Source organism: Baekduia alba, from assembly GCF_028416635.1.
Classification (GTDB): Bacteria; Actinomycetota; Thermoleophilia; order Solirubrobacterales; family Solirubrobacteraceae; genus Baekduia; species Baekduia alba.
Genome location: NZ_CP114013.1, coordinates 3,450,084 through 3,467,509, shown reverse-complemented (window position 1 = coordinate 3,467,509; position 17,426 = coordinate 3,450,084). Strand labels below are relative to the sequence as shown.

Sequence of the window (17,426 nt, the reverse complement as noted above, 5' to 3'; positions counted from 1 at the left end):
GTCTACACGCGGCCGGACTGCGCGCGACCCATGCGGGCCAGCGAGTCCAGGATGACCGCGCCGAGGAGGACGGCGCCCGTGACCATGAACTTCGTGGCCGAGGTGTAGGCCAGCAGGTCCATCCCGTTCGAGATCGAGCCGATCACCAACGCGCCGAGCAGAGCGCTCCACACGTTGCCGCGGCCGCCGAACAGCGACGTGCCCGCGATGACCGGACCCGCGATCGAGTTCAGCAGCAGGTCCGAGCCGCCGGAGGACTGGTTGACCGCCAACAGGCGGGACGCGGCCATGATGCCGCCGACCGCCGCCATCGTCGACGCCAGCGTGAACACGATCACGCGGACGCGGAAGACGGCGATGCCGGCACGACGGGCGGCCTCTGCGTTGCCGCCGACGGCGTAGATGTGGCGTCCGAACCGGGTTCGCCGCGTCATGAAGTCGAAGGAGGCCACGAAGGCCAGGAGGATCAGCACTGCTACCGGCACGCCGCGGTCCTTGTTGGCGACGTACGTGAACAGCAGCCCCGCGATCGCCACCGCGGCGATCCGGATCACGATGAGCACCATGGGCGGTGCGCTCAGCCCGCTGGCCAGGCGCCGCCGGTACCCGAACAGCGTGACGGCCGCGAAGAACGCGACGCCGGCGATCGCCACGACCCAGGAGACGCTGTCGGACAGGAACTTGCCGGCCAGGTCGGTCAGCAGGCCCGGATTGAGGTTCACGGTGCCGGTGTCGCCCAGCACCTTGAGCTGGGCGCCCTGCCAGATGAGCAGGCCCGCCAGGGTGACGACGAAGGTCGGAATCCCGAACCGCGTGGAGATGAAGCCCTGGAAGCAGCCGATCGCCCCGCCGGCCGCGAGGCCGGCGAGGATCGCCGGAACGGGGCCCCAGCCGTGCTTGACGCTCAGCACCGCGACGATCGCTGAGCACAGGCCGGAGACCGCGCCCACCGACAGGTCGATCTCGCCCAGCAGCAGGACCAGGACGACGCCGACCGAGATCAGCGCGACCGCGGTGATCTGCAGCGACAGGTTGACGATGTTCGTGGAGCTGAGGAACCGCGATTCCTGCGACTGGAAGATGACCCAGACGATCGCCAGCAGGAACAGGACGCGCAGGGACCCGAGGTCGCCGGTGCGGATGCGGTTCAGGAAGTCGCGACCGCTGGTCGGCAGCGACTCCTTCTGCGCCGCGGCCGCCGTGGGGTCCGGCTCGACGGGCGGCGGGGTGGGCTCGGCCGTGGTGCTCACTGGGTCACCGTTCCTTCCGTCTTGCGCTGGCCGTTGCCGGTGAGCCCGGTGATGGCGGCGACGACTTCCTGCTCGTTGGTGTTGTTGACGTCGAACTCGCCGCCGTTGGCACCCAGGCGCATGACCCAGATGCGGTCGACGACCTCGAAGACGTCACGAAGGTTGTGGGAGATGACGATCACGCCCAGGCCGCGGCCCTTCAGGCGCTTGATCAGCGCCAGGACCTGCGCGGTCTGCTGGACGCCCAACGCCGCGGTCGGCTCGTCCAGGATGACCATCTTCGGCTCGCCCAGCAGCGAGCGCGCGATCGCGACCGACTGGCGCTGACCTCCGGACATCGCCCCGACCTCGCCGCGCACGGACTGGATCGTGGTGACCGACAGCTCGGCGAGCAGGTCGTTGGCCTTCTTCTCCATGGTGACCTCGTCCAGGAGGCCACTCGTGGTGGCCTCCTGCCCGAGGAACAGGTTCTCGACGACGTCCAGGTTGTCGCACAAGGCGAGGTCCTGGTACACCGTCGCGATCCCGAGGTGCGTGGCGTCCGGTGGGGTGCTGACGGACACCTTCTGCCCGTCCCACAGGTATTCGCCCTCGTCCCCCGGGTGGATGCCCGAGATGACCTTGACGAGCGTGGACTTGCCCGCGCCATTGTCACCGACGAGGCCAACGACCTCGCCGGGCATGACCCGGAAGTCCACGCCGTTCAGCGCGCGAACCGCGCCGAACCGCTTGGTGATGCCCCGCAACTCGAGCAGGGGCGTGGTCTCCGCCATCTCGGACTCTCCCTTTCAGGACGTCAGGTGGTTACTGGATCCCGGCAGACTTGCAAGCCGCAGCGTACTGCGACGTGCAGATCTCAGAGGCCTTCCAGAAACCGTCCTTGATGATCGTGTCGTTGATGTTGTCCACCGTGACGGCGACCGGCTTGAGCAGCACCGACGGGATGTCGGCCTGGCCGTTGTTCGTCTTGCCGTTGACCGTGGCCGCGTCGGGCGTCTTGCCCTGCGACACGTCGTAGGCGAGCTGAGCGGCAGCCTCGGCCTCGGCCTTGATGGCCTTGTAGACCGTCATGTACTGCGTGCCGGCGACGATGCGCTGCACGCCGGCCAGCTCGGCGTCCTGACCCGTGATCGGGATCTTCTTGGCGTCGACGCCGTTGGACTTCATCGCGGCGATGATGCCGCCGGCGTTGCCGTCGTTGGCCGAGTAGACGCCCACGAAGCCGTTCTTGCCGAGCGCCGTGATCGCCTGCTCCATCTCGGACTGCGCCTTGTCGGGCGACCAGTCCGGCGTGTCGTACTCCTTGGCGACCTTGAAGCCGCTGGAGTCGATGACCGAGTGCGCGCCCTGCTTGAACAGCTTGGCGTTGTTGTCGGTCGGGGCCCCGTTGATCATGACGATCGAGCCCTTCTTGCCGTCCTTCTTGAGCTTGTCGACCAGGCTCGTGCCCTGCAGCTTGCCGACCTGCACGTTGTCGAACGAGATGTAGTAGTCCGGCTTCGAGTTGAGGATCAGGCGGTCATACGAGATGACCGGGACCTTCGACTGCGACGCGCGGGTCACGATGGCCGCCGCCGAAGCGGAGTCCACCGGGTCGAGCACCAGGACGTTGGCGCCCTGGGTCAGCGCCGCTTCAGCCTGCTGCTGCTGCTTGGCGGCGTCCTGGTCGGCGTTGGAGTAGATGATCTGGCAGTCGGGGCAGAGCGCCTTCATCTTGTTCACGAAGTTCGGACGGTCCTGGGACTCGTACCGAGCCGTCTTGGACTCCGGCAGCAGCAGCGCGATCTTCTTCGCGCTCCCGCCGCTCTTGGCGGCCGTGCTGGCGCCGCCGCTCGAGCCGGTGCTCGAGCTGCTGTTGTCGTTGTCGTCGCTGCCACAGGCGGCGACGCCGAACGTGAGGGCTGCGGCCGCGACGACCGAGACCCACTTCGTACTACGCATGGAAAGCACGCTCCTCCTCGAGGTGCAGGGGACAGGGATTGAGGGAAGTTGGGGTGTTCACGCCTGGGCCTCCGCGAGGTGGTCGACGGGCGTGGAGAACGTCTCGGCGTCCTGCAGCACCAGGGCCAGGGCGCCGAGGACCTGGGCGCGATCGCCGAGCGGCCCGTGGTGGACCTCGACGTCGTCGCCGGCGCTGGAGATCGCGTGGCGCTGGCACTCGGCGCGCAGCGGGTCGAGCAGGACATCGCCGCACGCGGCCATCTCGCCGCCGACGACGATCCGGCTGGGGTTGAGCAGGTTGACGAGGTTGGCGACCGCGCGGCCGATGTGGCGGCCGGCGTCGGCGACGACGCGCGTGGCGGCCGGGTGGCCCTCGAGCGTGAGCTCGACGACGCGGCTGAGCGTGAGGTCGTCGCCGAGCGTGGGGCGGAGCAGGTCGACGGTCGCGGCGCCCGACGCGAGCGTCTCGAGGCAGCCGCGGTTGGCGCAGCGGCACACGGGGCCGTGCTCGTCGATGATCGTGTGGCCGATCTCACCGGCGGTGCCGCCGACGCCGACGTACAGCCTGCCGTTGAGGACCAGGCCCGCGCCGATGCCGGTCGCGAGCTTGAGGTAGATCATGTCCTCGACGCCCTCGCCGGCGCCCCAGACGTGCTCGGCGAGCGCGCCGAGGTTGGCGTCGTTGTCGACGCGCACGGGGAGCGAGAGGCGGTCGCTCATCGCGCGCGCGGCCGTGATCCCGACCCAGCCGGGGAGGATCGACGTGGAGCCAACCGTGCCCGTGTCGGAGTGGACCGGGCCCGGCAGGCCCATCCCGACGCCGAGGACGTAGCCGCGGTCGATGCCCGCCTCCTGCAGCGCGGACTCCACGAGCTGGCTCGCGGCGTCCAGGCCCTGCTCGGCGCGGTGGTCGCTGGGCAGCTCCCGTCGGACCTCGGACAGGACGGTATGACCGAGGTCCGCCACAGCCACCGTGACGTGGCTCTTGCCGAAGTCGACGCCGACGGCGGCACCGGCACGGCGGTCGAGCGACACGAGGACGGGCGGTCGACCACCCTGCGCGCCCGGGGCGGCGGTGTGGTCCACGCGCTCGGCGACGAGGCCGTCGCGGACGAGGTCGGCGATCAAGGAAGACACGGTGGTACGGGACAGACCCGTGCGCCGAGCAAGCTCGGCGCGGCTGGTGATCCCTGCGACCCGGAGCGCGCTGAGCACTCGCCGACGGTTCCGCTCGCGCAGGGACTCGAGCGATCCGGACCCTTCATGACCCATCTCGACGCGACCCTCTCACGCGCAATCGAGGTTTGTCAAGACAGCGAATGAACTGCGCATTAAGCGCAGCGTGCTTTGCCCATGTTGCGTACGAACCGTCCGCGACCCCCGATGACGACCCGCGCCGCGCCTGTCCAGGGCTTCTGGACGAGGGTTCGAGTCCGGTGGCGGACCGTTGGACGTTCGTCCGCCTGCCCTACACCTGGGCCGGGCGCGTGCCGACGCTTCGGGGGAGATGAGCGGCTTTCCTGCTACCAGGCTGCGGGCCCGCCTCGCCGGCGAGGCGGGCTTCAGCATGATCGAGGTGATGGTGAGCATGGTCCTGCTCACCGCGCTCTCGCTGGCAACGCTGTCGGTGATCGATCGTTCCACGGCGGCGTCCGCGAAGGTGCGGTCCAAGTCGGTGGCGTCGGACATCGCGCACGAGGACCTCAACCGGATGCGCCAGCTGAAGTTCACGCTCGCGTCGAGCGCCAGCTACCGGTCGGTGAGCACGGAGACCGGCGTCGACAAGGTCCCGTACACGGTCACCTCGACCGCGAACTGGGCCACCGACTCCGGCGTGGAGACGAGCTGCGCCACCCCGGACACCGCCGGCACGTCGCAGTACCTGAGGATCCGCTCCTCGGTCAGCTGGCCGAACATGGACGGCGCCGCGCCGGTCGTCGCCGACTCGATCATGGCGCCGCGCGGCAAGGAGGCCAACCGCACCGCGGGCTCGCTGATGGTCAAGGTCCAGGATCGCGGCGCCGCGCCGGTCGCCGGCGCGACCGTCACCGCCGCAGGCCAGAGCCTCGTGACGAGCGCCGCCGGCTGCGTCTTCTTCCCGGCGATCAACGCCGGCCAGTGGCCGGTGACGGTCACCAAGGGCGGATCGCCCTGGAACTTCATGGACACCGACGGCAACTCGCCGGGCGCCACGACGGCGAGCGTGGTCGTCGGCGACGTCTCGACCGCGTCGGTGACCTTCGACCAGCCGTCGATCTTCAGCCCGGTCGCCTTCTACCGCGAGGACGGGACGACGCCCACGACGTGGACCTCGGTGTCGATCAGCACGCAGACCAAGACCCTGCCGCCGGCCACCAGCGCCAGCCCCGTCGCGAGCTTCACCACCGCCAAGCTGTTCCCGTTCGCCGCCGGCTGGTCGTTCTACGCGGGCTCCTGCGCGGGCAACAACCCGGCGAACTACGCGAGCAACTCGTCGACGGCGCTGACCAACAGCAGCATCATCCCGACGCCGGGCACCACGGTCCCCGACGGCCGCGCCTACCTGCGGCGCCTCACGCTGCACCTGACGGACAGCAACATCGCCTCCGGAAGCGAGGCGGTGCGCGCGTACATCACGCCGTACTACGACTCGACCTACACGTACATGACGGCGACCTGTGAGTCGCTGCCCGGCACGCCGCCCGGCGGCACGATCACCAGCGTGGCCCCCAACGCCACCGACGTGGCGTTCGACATGCCCTACGGCCTGTACTCGGTCTGCGCGGAGACGACCGCGACCCCGGGCACCAGCGGCTACCGCTACTGGAAGTACAGCGGCAGCGCCTCGGCGCCGCCGAGCGGCGCCTACCACGCGCTGCCCAGCATGAGCGGGATCACGCTGAAGGCGACGTCGCCGGCGAACGACGCGGCGACGGTCAACGGCTCGCTCGCCGGCTCGGGGAGCGCGAACCAATGCGGATGATCGACCGCCTGCGCCGCGACGACGGCTTCACGCTCATCGAGCTGCTCGCGGCGATGGCCATCGGCGGCGTCGTGCTGACCGCGTTGATGGGCGTCTTCATCAACGGGACGAAGGCCACCACCAAGATCCAGAACCGCGTCGACAACACGGAGCGGGCGCGCTATGCGCTGGACCGCATCGTCCGGCTGCTCGACGCGCAGGTGTGCACCCAGGTCGTCAAGACCACCGACGTCACCACGGCGCCGGTCTTCGCCAACAGCGATCAGAACTCGGTCACGTTCTACGCCGATCTCGACGGCGCCTCGGGCTCGCCCGAGAAGTACAAGATCACCTTCTTGCCCAAGTCCGGGAGCACGCCGGGCCGGTTCACGGTCGACACCTACGCCTACAACTCGACCGCGGATGGGTGGACGACCCAGGTCGGTCCGACCGCGACGCTGGTCAGCGACGTGATCCCGGCCAAGGACCCGAATACCGGCGTCGACCTGCCCGTCTTCACCTACTACCCGTACGTCGCCAGCGCGACCGACCCGGCGCAGGTCGGCGGTGTCTCGACCAACCCGGCGGGCACGCCACTGAGCACGTCCGTCGCGCCGACCGTCGTCAAGGTCGGCGTCGAGTTCACCACCATCTCGTCGACGAGCCACGTCGATGACAACAGCCGCGCGGTCGTGAGCGGGAGCGGAACGCTCTCGACCTTCGACGCCGACCCAACCGCACCCACCGCATGCCCATGAACCGCTGCCGCCGCTTCGTCAGCGACCAGGAAGGCTTCACCCTGGTCGCCGTAACCATCACGATGATGGTGCTCAGCCTCTTCGCCGTCAGCGCCTGGGCCGCCGCGAACAACGCGCTGCCCGGCACGACCAAGGACAGCGACAGCAAGCGCGCGTACGAGGCGGCCGAGGCTGGCGTGCAGTGGTACCAGTTCCAGGTCCAGCGGGACACCAACTACTGGACCAAGTGCGCGGACGCCACCAACGGGATCTTCCTCAAGGGTGGCCGGCCGGCCACCACGGCGACGACGGGCTGGCGCAACGTGCCGGGCTCGGACGAGGCGTTCGCGGTCGAGCTCGTCGGCGACACGACCGACAACGCGACCTGCCAGGCCGACCCCGGCTCGCACCTGCTCACCGACGGCGTCCTCACCGTCCGGTCGACCGGACGCTTCAATGGCAAGCTCCGCCAGATCGTCGCGAAGTTCCGCCGCGCGGGCTTCATCGACTACATCTACTACACCAAGCGCGAGACGGCCCCGCCGCCCAGCTACGGCAACGCGACGAACGTCCAGTGGGCGCAGGACAACTGCGACCAGACCCGCCTGACGCGGCCGTCGGGCTGCACCGACATCACGTTCCGCGACACCGACGTCATCGCGGGCCCGTTCCACACCGAGGACTCGTCGGTGCTCGTGTGCGGCAACCCGCAGTTCGGCTCCTCGGCGGCGGACAAGGTCGAGATCGTCAAGGCCCCGAACGCGAGCAGCTGGTACAAGCAGGGCTGCAGCGGCTCGGTGACGCCGACCGGCACGCTGGTCGCGCCGGCCAAGTCGCTCGAGCTCCCGAAGAACAACCTCCAGCTCGCCAGCCAGGCGACCTACAAGTTCAAGGGCAACACCTGCCTGAAGTTCAGCGGCGCCACGCTCACCGTCTACCCCAACCAGACCACTTGGGGGGTTGGCGGGACGGTCAACTGCACGGGGGCCACGACCACGTACACCCTGGGCGCCAACACGGTGATCTGGGTCGCCAACAACGGCACCTGCCCCGATGCCTACGACTACCTGCAGAACTACAGCAACTCGTCCAACTGCGGCGACGTCGCGGTGTCGGGCAACTACGGGACGAACGTCACGATCGGGTCCGAGGACGATGTCATCGTCACCGACGACCTCAAGTGGGCGAACACCAGCGCGATGATGGGTCTGGTGGCCAACCAGTTCGTGCGCGTCTACCACCCGGTCACGCCGTCCAACCGCTCGTCGAACCAGGGCGGCTGCAGCAACAACGGGGGCTCGCAGGTCAACGAGATCGACGCGGCCATCCTCGCCACGCAGGGTTCGTTCATCACCGACAACTGGGATTGCGGTAGCGGCCTCGGGAACCTGACGGTGAAGGGTGCGATCACGCAGTACTGGCGTGGCGCGGTCGGCACCAGCGGCGGCAACGGGTACACGAAGGACTACAACTATGACAAGCGGCTGCGCTACCGCGAGCCGCCGAACTTCCTCGATCCGACGACCGCGCTCTGGGGCGTCCTCCGCCAGTCCGAGCAGTCGCCGGTCCAGACCGGCTAGGTCCGGCTAGACCGCGATCGGCGCCGTCTGCAGGACGGCGTCGAGCAGGCCGGGGAAGCGCGCCTCGAGGTCGTCGCGGCGCAGGGAGACGTGGCGGTGCGTGCCTTCGATGCGGGTGAAGGTGACGCCCGCCTCGCGCAGGGTCTTGAAGTGGTGGGAGCGGGTGGATTTGCTGACCCCGAGCTCCATCGAGCCGCAGGCCTGCTCGCCGGCGGCGTCCAGCGCGCGCACGATCTTCAGCCGCACGGGGTCGCCCAGCGCCTGGAGCACGGTGGTCAGGTCGAGGGCCGAGGTGTCGGGCTGATGCAGGTCCACGGGACATAGGGTAGCGCGTGGTTCGATATCCGTCGAACCTTTGCTACGATGTTTCGACATCCATCGAACTACCCTTTCCCCGGGGAGCACCTCTCCCCAATGCCTCCGCACTTCCCGTCGCTGATCGCCGTCCTCTGCTGGGGCGGCATGTTCCCGATCGCCGACGTGGCCATGGACCACGTCGACGCCGCTCACATCACCGCGATCCGCTACGGCATCGCGACGCTGATCTTCCTGACGCTGCTGGCCGCCGTCGAAGGGCGCGGCGCCGTGCGCTAGGACGGCCGGTTCCGCCGCGCCTGGCTGTTCGGCACGCTCGGCTTCGCCGGCTTCAACCTGCTGTCCTACGTCGGCCTGCGCCACACCACGCCGCAGCACGCGTCGGTCATCGCCGCGACGCTGCCGGCGCTGACGGTCCTGATGCGCTGGCGCATGACCGGCGAGCGGCCGTCGTCGCGCCTGCTCGGCTTCGTGGCGGCGCCTTCGCCGGCGTCGCGCTGGTGGTCGTCGGCGGCGACCTGGGCCTGGTAGAAGCACGGGCCATGCCTTCCTCCGGCGGCCCGTTCCTCATCGGCGGCGGTCGGGAGCCCGAGCAGGTGCTCCCGACCCATCGCCCGTTCGTGGCCGCGTGCGGCGGCGGGCCGATCGCGCTCGTGATGGTCGACGAGGGCGGCGGCGTGGACGTCGAGCGCTGGACCGCGGCGCTGGACGGGGCGGCCGAGGTCCGGCCGGTGGTGCTCGCGGCGGACCGGCCGATCGCCGGCGACGACGTCGCCGGCGTGGCCGGCGTCTACGTCGTGGCCGGGCTCACGCCGCTGTACGCCGAGCTGCTGGCCGGCTGGGCGCTGCCGGCGGGCGTCGTCTACGCGGGGTTCTCGGCGGGCGCCGCGGTGGCGGCGGATCGCGCGATCGTCGGCGGCTGGCAGGACGCGCAGGGTGGCGCCGTCTGCCCGGACGAGGCCGGTGAGGACCTCGATCCCGTGACGGTGGTCCCGGGGCTCGGGCTCGTCGACTTCGCGGTCGACGTCCACGCCGCCCAGTGGGGCACGCTCGGCCGGCTCGTCCACGCGGTCGAGGCCGGTCTGGTGGTCGAGGGCTGGGCGCTGGACGAGGGCGCGCTGCTCGTCGACGGTCGCGTGATCGGCCCGGGCGCGGCGTGGCACGTCACCGGCCACGCGCCGGTGCGCCGCGTCACCGAGTTGTCCGCCTAGCCCCCGGCGCCGCTCGTGACCGGCGTGCCGCTCTCGCCGTCCTGGCCGTCGCGCTGGACGCGCGAGTGCAACCGGCCGTAGAACGCGTAGATCAGCAGGCCGAGCGCCAGCCAGATCCCGAAGCGCCACCAGGTCGTCCCCTGCAGCTTGGTCATCAGGTAGATGCACAGCGCCGCGCCGATCAGCGGGAACAGCGGCACGAGCGGAACGCGGAACGGGCGCTCCATGTCCGGCTCGGTGCGGCGCAGGACGATCACGCCGATGTTGACCAGCAGGAAGGCGAAGAGCGTCCCGATGTTGACCAGCTCGGCCAACTCGCTGAGCGGGATCAGCGCGGCCATGATCGCGATCAGGATCCCGAAGAGCGTGATGATCCGGACGGGCACCTTGCGCGGCGAGAGCTTGCTGAGCGCCTTGCCGAACGGGACGAGCCCGTCGCGGCACATCGAGAAGAAGATCCGCGTCTGGCCGAAGAAGATCGTCAGGACGACGCTCGTGATCGCCACCAGCGCGCCGAAGGACATGATGTCGCCCGCCCAGCTGCCGAGCCCGGCGCCCTGGCGGATCGCCTCGGTCAGCGGCGCGTCGGCGCCCGCGAGCGTCTTGGACGGCACGAGGCCGATCGCCGCGACCGCGACCAGGATGTAGACGACCGTCACGATCGCCAGCGACCCGATGATGCCGATCGGCAGGTCGCGTTGCGGCTTCTTGGCCTCCTCGCCGGTCGTCGAGACCGCGTCGAAGCCGATGTAGGCGAAGAAGATCAGCGCCGCCGCGTCGACCGTGCCGCTCGTGCCGTGCGGCGCGAAGTCGTCGAAGTGGCTGCCGGTGAAGTGGGTGAAGCCGACGACGACGAAGAACACCAGGATCAGGAGCTTCGTCAGCACGAGCATGGTGTTGGCGCGCGCGCTCTCGCGCACGCCCGCCATGAGCAGGAACATCACGGCGATGACCAGGCCGGCGGCGAAGAGGTTGACCGTGCCGCCCTCGCCCGGCGGAGCGGTGATCGAGGTGGGCAGCGAGAGGCCGAAGAGGCTGTCGAGCAGGTCCTTCAGGTAGCCGCCCCAACCGACGGCGATCGTCGAGACCGAGAACCCGTACTCGATGATGAGGTCCCAGCCGATGATCCACGCCACGAGCTCGCCGAGCGTGGCGTAGCTGTAGGTGTAGGCCGAGCCGGAGATCGGGATCGCCGCCGCCAGCTCGGAGTAGGAGAGCGCGGAGAAGATGCAGGTGATGCCGGCCAGCGCGAAGCTGAGGACGATCGCCGGCCCGGACTGGCCGATCGCCTCGCCGATGATCACGAAGATGCCGGTGCCGATCGTGCCGCCGATGCCCAGCGCCATGAGGTCCAGGGCGCCGACGGCGCGCCGCAGGCCGGACGAGTCGTCGGCCTCGCGCTTGAGGTGCTTGCCGCGTTTGCGGGCGAAGATCCCGCCGTAGTCGGTCCCCGGGCCACTCTTCGGGTGGCTGCCGCCCCTCCCCGCCGTCGTTGCCATGCGGGGAGGTGTCTCCGGGTGCCAGACGGCCCAAACCGGACCGACCGGCCGAGTACCCTCGAACCCATGCCGCCCTTCCGCCTCGACGCTTCCTACAGCCCGATGGCCGACCAGCCCAAGGCCATCGACGGGATCGTCAAGGCGCTCGACGCCGGCGTGCCGATGACGACGCTGCTCGGCGCGACCGGGACGGGCAAGACGATGACCATGGCGTCGGTGATCGAGCGCGTGCAGCGCCCGACGCTCGTAATGGCCCACAACAAGACGCTGGCCGCGCAGCTGTGCAACGAGTTCCGCAGCTACTTCCCCGACAACGCGGTCGAGTACTTCGTCTCCTACTACGACTACTACCAGCCCGAGGCCTACGTCCCGAGCAAGGACCTGTACATCGAGAAGGACTCGGCGATCAACGAGGAGATCGACCGGCTGCGCCACGCGGCGACGGCCGCGCTCTTCGGGCGGCGCGACGTGATCATCGTGGCGTCGGTGTCGGCGATCTTCGGCCTCGGCTCGCCGGAGACCTACAACGACAACCTCGTGCTCCTCAAGAAGGGCGAGGAGACCGACCGCGACCTGCTGCTGCGCAAGCTGGTGACGATCCAGTACACGCGCAACGACCAGGCGCTGGGGCGCGGCTCGTTCCGGGTCCGGGGCGAGGCGCTGGAGATCTTCCCGGCCTACAGCGAGTCCGCGGCCTACCGCGCGACGTTCTTCGGCGACGAGGTCGAGCAGCTGCAGGAGTTCGATCCGCTGACCGGCGAGCTGATCCACGCCGACCTCGAGCACGTCGGCATCTGGCCGGCGTCGCACTACAACGTGCGCGAGGGCACCGTCGAGCGGTCGGTCGAGGAGATCGGGCGCGAGCTGAACGCCCGCTGCATCGAGCTGGAGGCCGAGGGCAAGCTCCTGGAGTCGCACCGGCTGCGCCAGCGGACGCAGTACGACATGGAGATGCTGCGGGAGATGGGGTTCTGCAACGGCATCGAGAACTACTCCCGGATCCTGGACGGGCGGATGCCCGGGGACCGGCCGTACTGCCTGCTCGACTACTACCCCGAGGACTTCGTCCTGATGATCGACGAGTCCCACCAGACCGTGCCGCAGATCGGTGGCATGTACGAAGGCGACCGGTCGCGCAAGCAGACGCTGATCGACTACGGGTTCCGGCTGCCGAGCGCGCTGGACAACCGGCCGCAGACGTTCGACGAGTTCCTGACGATCGCGCCGCAGATGCTGTTCGTGTCCGCGACGCCGGGGCAGTACGAGCGGGCGCACGCGGGTGCGCTCGTCGAGCAGATCGTGCGACCGACCGGCATCGTCGACCCGGCGGTGGACGTCCGCCCGACGCGCAACCAGATCGACGACCTCATGAACGAGGTCCGCGAGGTCGTGGACCGCAACGAGCGCGTCCTGGTCACCACGCTCACCAAGAAGATGAGCGAGGACCTGACCGACTACCTGCTCGAGATGGGGTTCAAGGTCCGCTACCTGCACTCCGAGGTCGACACGCTGGAGCGCATCCAGATCATCCGCGACCTGCGGCTCGGCGAGTACGACGTCCTGGTCGGCGTGAATCTGCTGCGCGAGGGGCTGGACCTGCCGGAGGTCTCGCTGGTGGCGATCCTCGACGCCGACAAGGAGGGCTTCCTCCGCGGCGAGACGTCGCTCATCCAGACGATCGGGCGCGCCGCGCGCAACGTGGATGGCAAGGTCATCATGTACGCCGACAAGGAGACGGCGGCGATGAAGGCCGCGCTGTCGGAGACCGATCGCCGCCGCGCGATCCAGCTGAAGTACAACGAGGACCACGGCATCACCGCCGCCTCGATCGTCAAGGGCATCTCCGACATCGCCGAGTTCCTGCAGGGCGACTCCAAGACGCCGAAGCGCGGCCGCCGCACCGACCGCAAGAAGGTCAAGTCCGAGACCCTGACCTCGAGCGAGCTGGAGAAGACGATCATCGACCTGGAGAAGGACATGCTCGAGGCGGCGGAAGACCTCCGCTTCGAGTACGCGGCGCGCCTGCGCGACGAGATCCGGGAGCTGCGGCGCGACCTGCGGCAGCTGACGGACATGGAGGCGCCGGCGTAGGGCGGGTCCGGTCCTCAGCGAGAGGGCGCCCTGGGCGGTAGCGTCCCGCCCGAGTGTCGTTCGCCGAGACGTTGTTGGAGTGGTACGGCCGTGAGGCGCGGGATCTGCCGTGGCGGCGGACGCGGGATCCGTACGCGATCCTCGTCTCCGAGGTCATGCTCCAGCAGACGCAGGTCGCCCGGGTCGTCCCGCGGTACCTGGCGTGGCTGGAGCGGTGGCCGACGCCCGGGGCGCTGGCGGCGGCGCCGGTCGCCGACGTCCTGGCCGAGTGGGTCGGCCTCGGCTACAACCGCCGCGCGCTGCGGCTGCGGGAGGCGTGCGCGCACGTCGCCGAGCACGGTTGGCCGGACGACCTCGGGACGCTCCCGGGCATCGGGCCGTACACCGCGGCCGCGGTCGGGGCGTTCGCGTTCGGGCGCGACGAGCTGCCGGTCGACACGAACGTCCGTCGCGTCCTGGAGCGCACGGGCTTCACGCCCCGCCGCACGCCGCCGGAGCTCGGCCAGGCGCTCATGGAGCTGGGCGCCATGCTGTGTCGCGCGCGTGAAGCGGCCTGCGCCGCCTGCCCGGTCAGCGCGTCCTGCGCCTCGGCGGGCGCGGTCGACATCGCGCCGCGGGGTCGTGCCGGCGACGGCATCGCGCGCGAGCGCTTCGAGGACTCCAACCGCTGGGTCCGCGGTCGCGTGATCGCGGCGCTGGCGGCCGGGGCGGAGCTGCCGGAGGGGATCGAGCTGGAGCGCCTGGAGCGGGCGATCGCGTCGCTGATCAGGGACGGCCTCGTCCGGCGCGACGGCGACGTCCTCTCCCTTCCGACCTGACAGCCGGGTGGACCGACCTGCCGTCTCGCCGCGGGGCCGAACCGACAGGTCGATCCACTAGGGTTCGCGCCATGGCCCTGGACCGGCAGAGCATCGAGAAGCGCGACTTCCCCATCGGGCGTCGCGGATACGAGCCCGAGGCGGTCGACGCGCACCTTGCGCGGATCGCCGAGGAGGTCGAAGACCTCAAGCGGCGTGCCGGCTCCGGCGGCGTCGCCGCGAGCGCTCCCGCGAAGTCTTCGCCGGCCTCGATCGCGCAGGCCGCGTCCGAGCAGGTCATGTCGATCGTCCAGGCTGCCGAGGCCAGCGCGGCCGCGATCGAGCAGGGCGCGCAGGACGAGGCGTCCCGCATCCGGTCCGACGCCGAGTCCGACGCGCGCACCACACGGGACGAGGCCGTCGAGCGCTCCCAGCAGCACGTCGGCCAGGTCGGCTCGGCGACGAAGCAGATGCTGCAGCGCGTCGACGCGATGGAGTCCGAGCTCAACGGGCTCGTCGAGTCCCTGCGCACCGGCGCCAACCGCCTGACCGCGGACCTCTCGCTGCTCGAGGGCGGCATGGGCGACCTGTACGACGCCGCTGGGCAGGGCGAGGGCGGCACGCCGCCGGCCCCCGCGGCGCCGCGCGTCGTCGAGTCGGTCCCGCTGGCGGTCGTCGCCGACGCGCCCGAGCCCGACGTCGATTCCGAGCCCGCGCAGGAGGAGCCGCTCTTCGAGGACGACGAGCCCGAGGCCGGCGAGGATCTCGCGGTCGAGGACACGGCTCCGGCCGCTCCGGCGGCCGCCGGCGGTGCGGACGCGGACGCCGAGGGTGCGCGCCTCGTGGCGCTCAACATGGCGCTCAACGGCACCTCGCGCGACGAGACCGACCGCTACCTGGCCGAGAACTTCGACCTCGCCGACCGCGCCGGGCTGCTCGACGAGGTCTACGCGACGGTCGAGTCCTGACGGACCCCGCACGGATGAGATGCGGGGCCGCCCGCAACTCGACGGCCCCGATCGCGTTCGGGGCCTAGATGCTCCGTCTCTGCCTGGCCCTGCTCGTCGCGGGCGCGCTGCTGTTCGCGCCCGCCGTCGCGTCCTCCGCCCACGCCGCCACGCCGCCCGGCTTCTTCGGCGTCATGGTCAACGGGCCGCTGGACGACCCGCTCGTCGACCTCGACGCCCAGGCCGCGCAGATGAAGGCCGCGGGCGTCCAGTCGTGGCGGGTCGAGATGGCGTGGGACCTGATCGAGCCCGCGCCCGGCCAGTTCGCCTGGGCCGGCACGGATCGCAAGGTCCTGGCCGCGGCCAGGCAGGGGATCGACGTCCTGGGCCTCGCGCTGCGCGCGCCCGGCTGGGCCAACGGCGGCGCCGCCTCGCCGTTCACGCCGCCGACCAAGTCCTCCGACTACGCCGGCTACCTGAAGGCCTTGGTCGCGCGCTACGGCCCGTCCGGGTCGCTGTGGCTCGAGCACCCCGAGGTCGCCAAGCGCCCGGTGCGCGCCTGGGAGATCTGGAACGAGCCCAACCTGAAGGACTACTTCACCAATCAGCCGTTCGCCAAGCCCTATGCGACGCTGCTGCGCGCCGCCTACCCGGCGGTCAAGGGCGCCGACCCGGGCGCGACCGTGTTGATGGCCTCGATGGCCAACTACTCGTGGCGCGACCTGGCGAAGCTGCTCGACGTGTCCGGGCCCAAGCTGAAGTTCGACGCCGCGGGCGCGCATCCGTTCTCTGGCCGGCCGTCCAACGCGGTCAAGATCGTGCGGCTCAACCGCGAGGCGCTGGACAAGCGCGGCTACAAGCGCGTGCCGCTGTGGCTCACCGAGCTGACGTGGTCCTCGGCCAAGGGCAAGAAGAAGCCGCTGACCCAGAACTGGGAGACCACGGAGTCCGGTCAGGCCTCGCGGCTGCGCGACGTCTTCAAGCTGCTGTTGAAGGAGCGCAGGTCGCTCAAGCTGGCGCGCGTGTTCTGGTACACGTGGGCGACGGTCGACAACGGCTCGCCCAACTCCTTCGACTACTCGGGCCTGAACCAGTTCCGGACCGACGGGACGTTCCGGGCCAAGCCGGCGCTCGGCGCCTTCAAGGCCGTCACGAAGGCGGCGGAGGGCTAGATGGGTTGTTCCACGGTCCGATGCGGGCGCTCGACGGCCCGGACGGCGTCTGACGCCACCCGATCCCCCACCTAGGTCGCTCGTGGTCCGCGTGGAGCTCGGCGGCGTCCCCGAGACGCTGCTGTGGACGCTGCATCACCGCGCGGTCGAGGCGCGACGGCCCGACGCGGTGCTGGCCGACCCGGTGGCGGTGTCGCTCGTCGACCGCCTCGACTACCCGTTCGCCGAGCGCTTCGGCGACGGCGAGGGGCTGGGGCAGTGGCAGGCGCTGCGGGCCCGGACGTTCGACGTCGAAGTCCGGCGCTTCATGGACGCGCATCCGGGCGGGACGGTCGTCGCGCTGGGCGAGGGGCTGGAGACGCAGTTCTGGCGCGTCGACGACGGGCGCGTGCGGTGGATCGGCGTGGACCTCCCGGAGACGGTGGCCGTGCGCGACGAGGCGCTGCCGGCGTCCGGCGACGACGCCGGCCGTCGCCGCTCGGTCGCGGCCTCGGCGCTGGACGTCGACGCGTGGGCGGGGGAGGTCGACGCGTCGCGCGGCGTGCTGCTCACCGCCCAAGGGTTGTTGATGTACTTCGCGCGCGCGGAGGTGCACGGGCTGCTGCGCGCGTGCGCGGCGCGGTTCGGCGGGAGCGGGTTGGTCTTCGACGCGATCCCCGCGTGGCTCGCGGAGCGCAGCGCGAAGGCCGGCGGGCTGAGCCGGTCCGACCGCTCCGGCGGCGGGTACAAGGCGCCGCCGTGGGACTGGGGGATCGACGCCGGCGAGGAGCGCGCGCTGCGGGCGCTGCCTGGCGTCGCGGCGCTCGAGACGGTCCGGATCCAGCGCGGTCGCGGGCCGGTCCACGGCGCCCTGCTGCCCGCCGCGGCGCGGGCGGCGCCGGTGCGCCGACGGCTGCTCTCGGTGTGGCGGATGGGCTTCGCCTAGCGCGTTCTCCCTGCAGATCG

At 70.5% G+C, this 17,426-nt stretch carries 15 protein-coding genes and 1 pseudogene; 10 read left to right on the top strand and 6 right to left on the bottom strand.

The window, feature by feature from the left end; all coding sequences use genetic code 11:
- Window positions 1-2: 2 nt before the first annotated feature.
- From DSM104299_RS17525 to DSM104299_RS17510, 4 genes are read right to left on the bottom strand one after another with little or no spacing between them, the layout of a single operon-like run.
- Entirely contained in the window at window positions 3-1,250 is a 1,248-nt protein-coding gene (locus DSM104299_RS17525) for a sugar ABC transporter permease (protein ID WP_272472933.1), read from the bottom strand.
- Window positions 1,247-2,023 carry an ATP-binding cassette domain-containing protein gene (locus DSM104299_RS17520; RefSeq protein ID WP_272472932.1) on the bottom strand — a complete coding sequence of 259 codons (777 nt, stop codon included), beginning with the start codon at window positions 2,021-2,023 and terminating at the stop codon, window positions 1,247-1,249. The genes DSM104299_RS17525 and DSM104299_RS17520 overlap by 4 nt, the downstream gene beginning before the upstream one ends.
- Before the next feature lie 31 nt (window positions 2,024-2,054).
- On the bottom strand, window positions 2,055-3,191 hold the full coding sequence (locus DSM104299_RS17515; RefSeq protein WP_272472931.1) for a substrate-binding domain-containing protein: 1,137 nt from the start codon (window positions 3,189-3,191) through the stop codon (window positions 2,055-2,057).
- Window positions 3,192-3,248: 57 nt separating this feature from the next.
- A complete protein-coding gene (locus tag DSM104299_RS17510; protein WP_272472930.1) occupies window positions 3,249-4,463 on the bottom strand; it encodes an ROK family transcriptional regulator in 1,215 nt (404 codons plus the stop codon).
- Between the two features lie 235 nt (window positions 4,464-4,698).
- Between DSM104299_RS17510 and DSM104299_RS17505 the strand changes: the two genes are divergently transcribed.
- From DSM104299_RS17505 to DSM104299_RS17495, 3 genes are read left to right on the top strand one after another with little or no spacing between them, the layout of a single operon-like run.
- Entirely contained in the window at window positions 4,699-6,153 is a 1,455-nt protein-coding gene (locus DSM104299_RS17505) for a prepilin-type N-terminal cleavage/methylation domain-containing protein (protein WP_272472929.1), read from the top strand.
- Window positions 6,150-6,890, top strand: a complete 741-nt coding sequence (locus DSM104299_RS17500) for a PilW family protein (RefSeq protein WP_272472928.1) — start codon at window positions 6,150-6,152, stop codon at window positions 6,888-6,890. The genes DSM104299_RS17505 and DSM104299_RS17500 overlap by 4 nt, the downstream gene beginning before the upstream one ends.
- Window positions 6,887-8,449, top strand: coding sequence for a pilus assembly PilX family protein (locus tag DSM104299_RS17495; RefSeq protein ID WP_272472927.1), 1,563 nt, complete (start codon window positions 6,887-6,889; stop codon window positions 8,447-8,449). Before DSM104299_RS17500 ends, DSM104299_RS17495 begins: the two co-directional genes overlap by 4 nt.
- Before the next feature lie 6 nt (window positions 8,450-8,455).
- Here DSM104299_RS17495 and DSM104299_RS17490 read toward each other — a convergent pair whose 3' ends face one another.
- On the bottom strand, window positions 8,456-8,764 hold the full coding sequence (locus DSM104299_RS17490) for an ArsR/SmtB family transcription factor (RefSeq protein ID WP_272472926.1): 309 nt from the start codon (window positions 8,762-8,764) through the stop codon (window positions 8,456-8,458).
- A gap of 48 nt (window positions 8,765-8,812) precedes the next feature.
- Here DSM104299_RS17490 and DSM104299_RS17485 point away from each other — a divergent pair.
- Both DSM104299_RS17485 and DSM104299_RS17480 read left to right on the top strand, forming a co-directional pair.
- A pseudogene (locus DSM104299_RS17485) lies at window positions 8,813-9,295 on the top strand (DMT family transporter).
- A gap of 11 nt (window positions 9,296-9,306) precedes the next feature.
- Window positions 9,307-9,975 carry a type 1 glutamine amidotransferase family protein gene (locus DSM104299_RS17480; RefSeq protein ID WP_272472925.1) on the top strand — a complete coding sequence of 223 codons (669 nt, stop codon included), beginning with the start codon at window positions 9,307-9,309 and terminating at the stop codon, window positions 9,973-9,975.
- Here DSM104299_RS17480 and DSM104299_RS17475 read toward each other — a convergent pair.
- Complete coding sequence (locus DSM104299_RS17475; protein WP_272472924.1) at window positions 9,972-11,474, bottom strand: amino acid permease; 1,503 nt, start codon at window positions 11,472-11,474, stop codon at window positions 9,972-9,974. The genes DSM104299_RS17480 and DSM104299_RS17475 overlap by 4 nt on opposite strands.
- 66 nt (window positions 11,475-11,540) lie before the next feature.
- Between DSM104299_RS17475 and uvrB the strand changes: the two genes are divergently transcribed.
- The 5 genes from uvrB (at window position 11,541) to DSM104299_RS17450 (ending at window position 17,406) form a co-directional block, all read left to right on the top strand.
- On the top strand, window positions 11,541-13,565 hold the full coding sequence (gene uvrB, locus DSM104299_RS17470) for an excinuclease ABC subunit UvrB (protein WP_272472923.1): 2,025 nt from the start codon (window positions 11,541-11,543) through the stop codon (window positions 13,563-13,565).
- Between the two features lie 53 nt (window positions 13,566-13,618).
- Window positions 13,619-14,383: an HhH-GPD family protein gene (locus tag DSM104299_RS17465; RefSeq protein WP_272472922.1), complete on the top strand. Its 765-nt coding sequence runs from the start codon at window positions 13,619-13,621 to the stop codon at window positions 14,381-14,383.
- Between the two features lie 71 nt (window positions 14,384-14,454).
- Complete coding sequence (locus tag DSM104299_RS17460; RefSeq protein WP_272472921.1) at window positions 14,455-15,330, top strand: DivIVA domain-containing protein; 876 nt, start codon at window positions 14,455-14,457, stop codon at window positions 15,328-15,330.
- Between the two features lie 68 nt (window positions 15,331-15,398).
- Window positions 15,399-16,481 (top strand): glycoside hydrolase 5 family protein, encoded by a 1,083-nt coding sequence (locus tag DSM104299_RS17455; RefSeq protein WP_272472920.1) that lies wholly within the window; start codon window positions 15,399-15,401, stop codon window positions 16,479-16,481.
- A gap of 82 nt (window positions 16,482-16,563) precedes the next feature.
- Window positions 16,564-17,406 (top strand): class I SAM-dependent methyltransferase, encoded by an 843-nt coding sequence (locus DSM104299_RS17450; RefSeq protein WP_272472919.1) that lies wholly within the window; start codon window positions 16,564-16,566, stop codon window positions 17,404-17,406.
- Window positions 17,407-17,426: the final 20 nt, after the last annotated feature.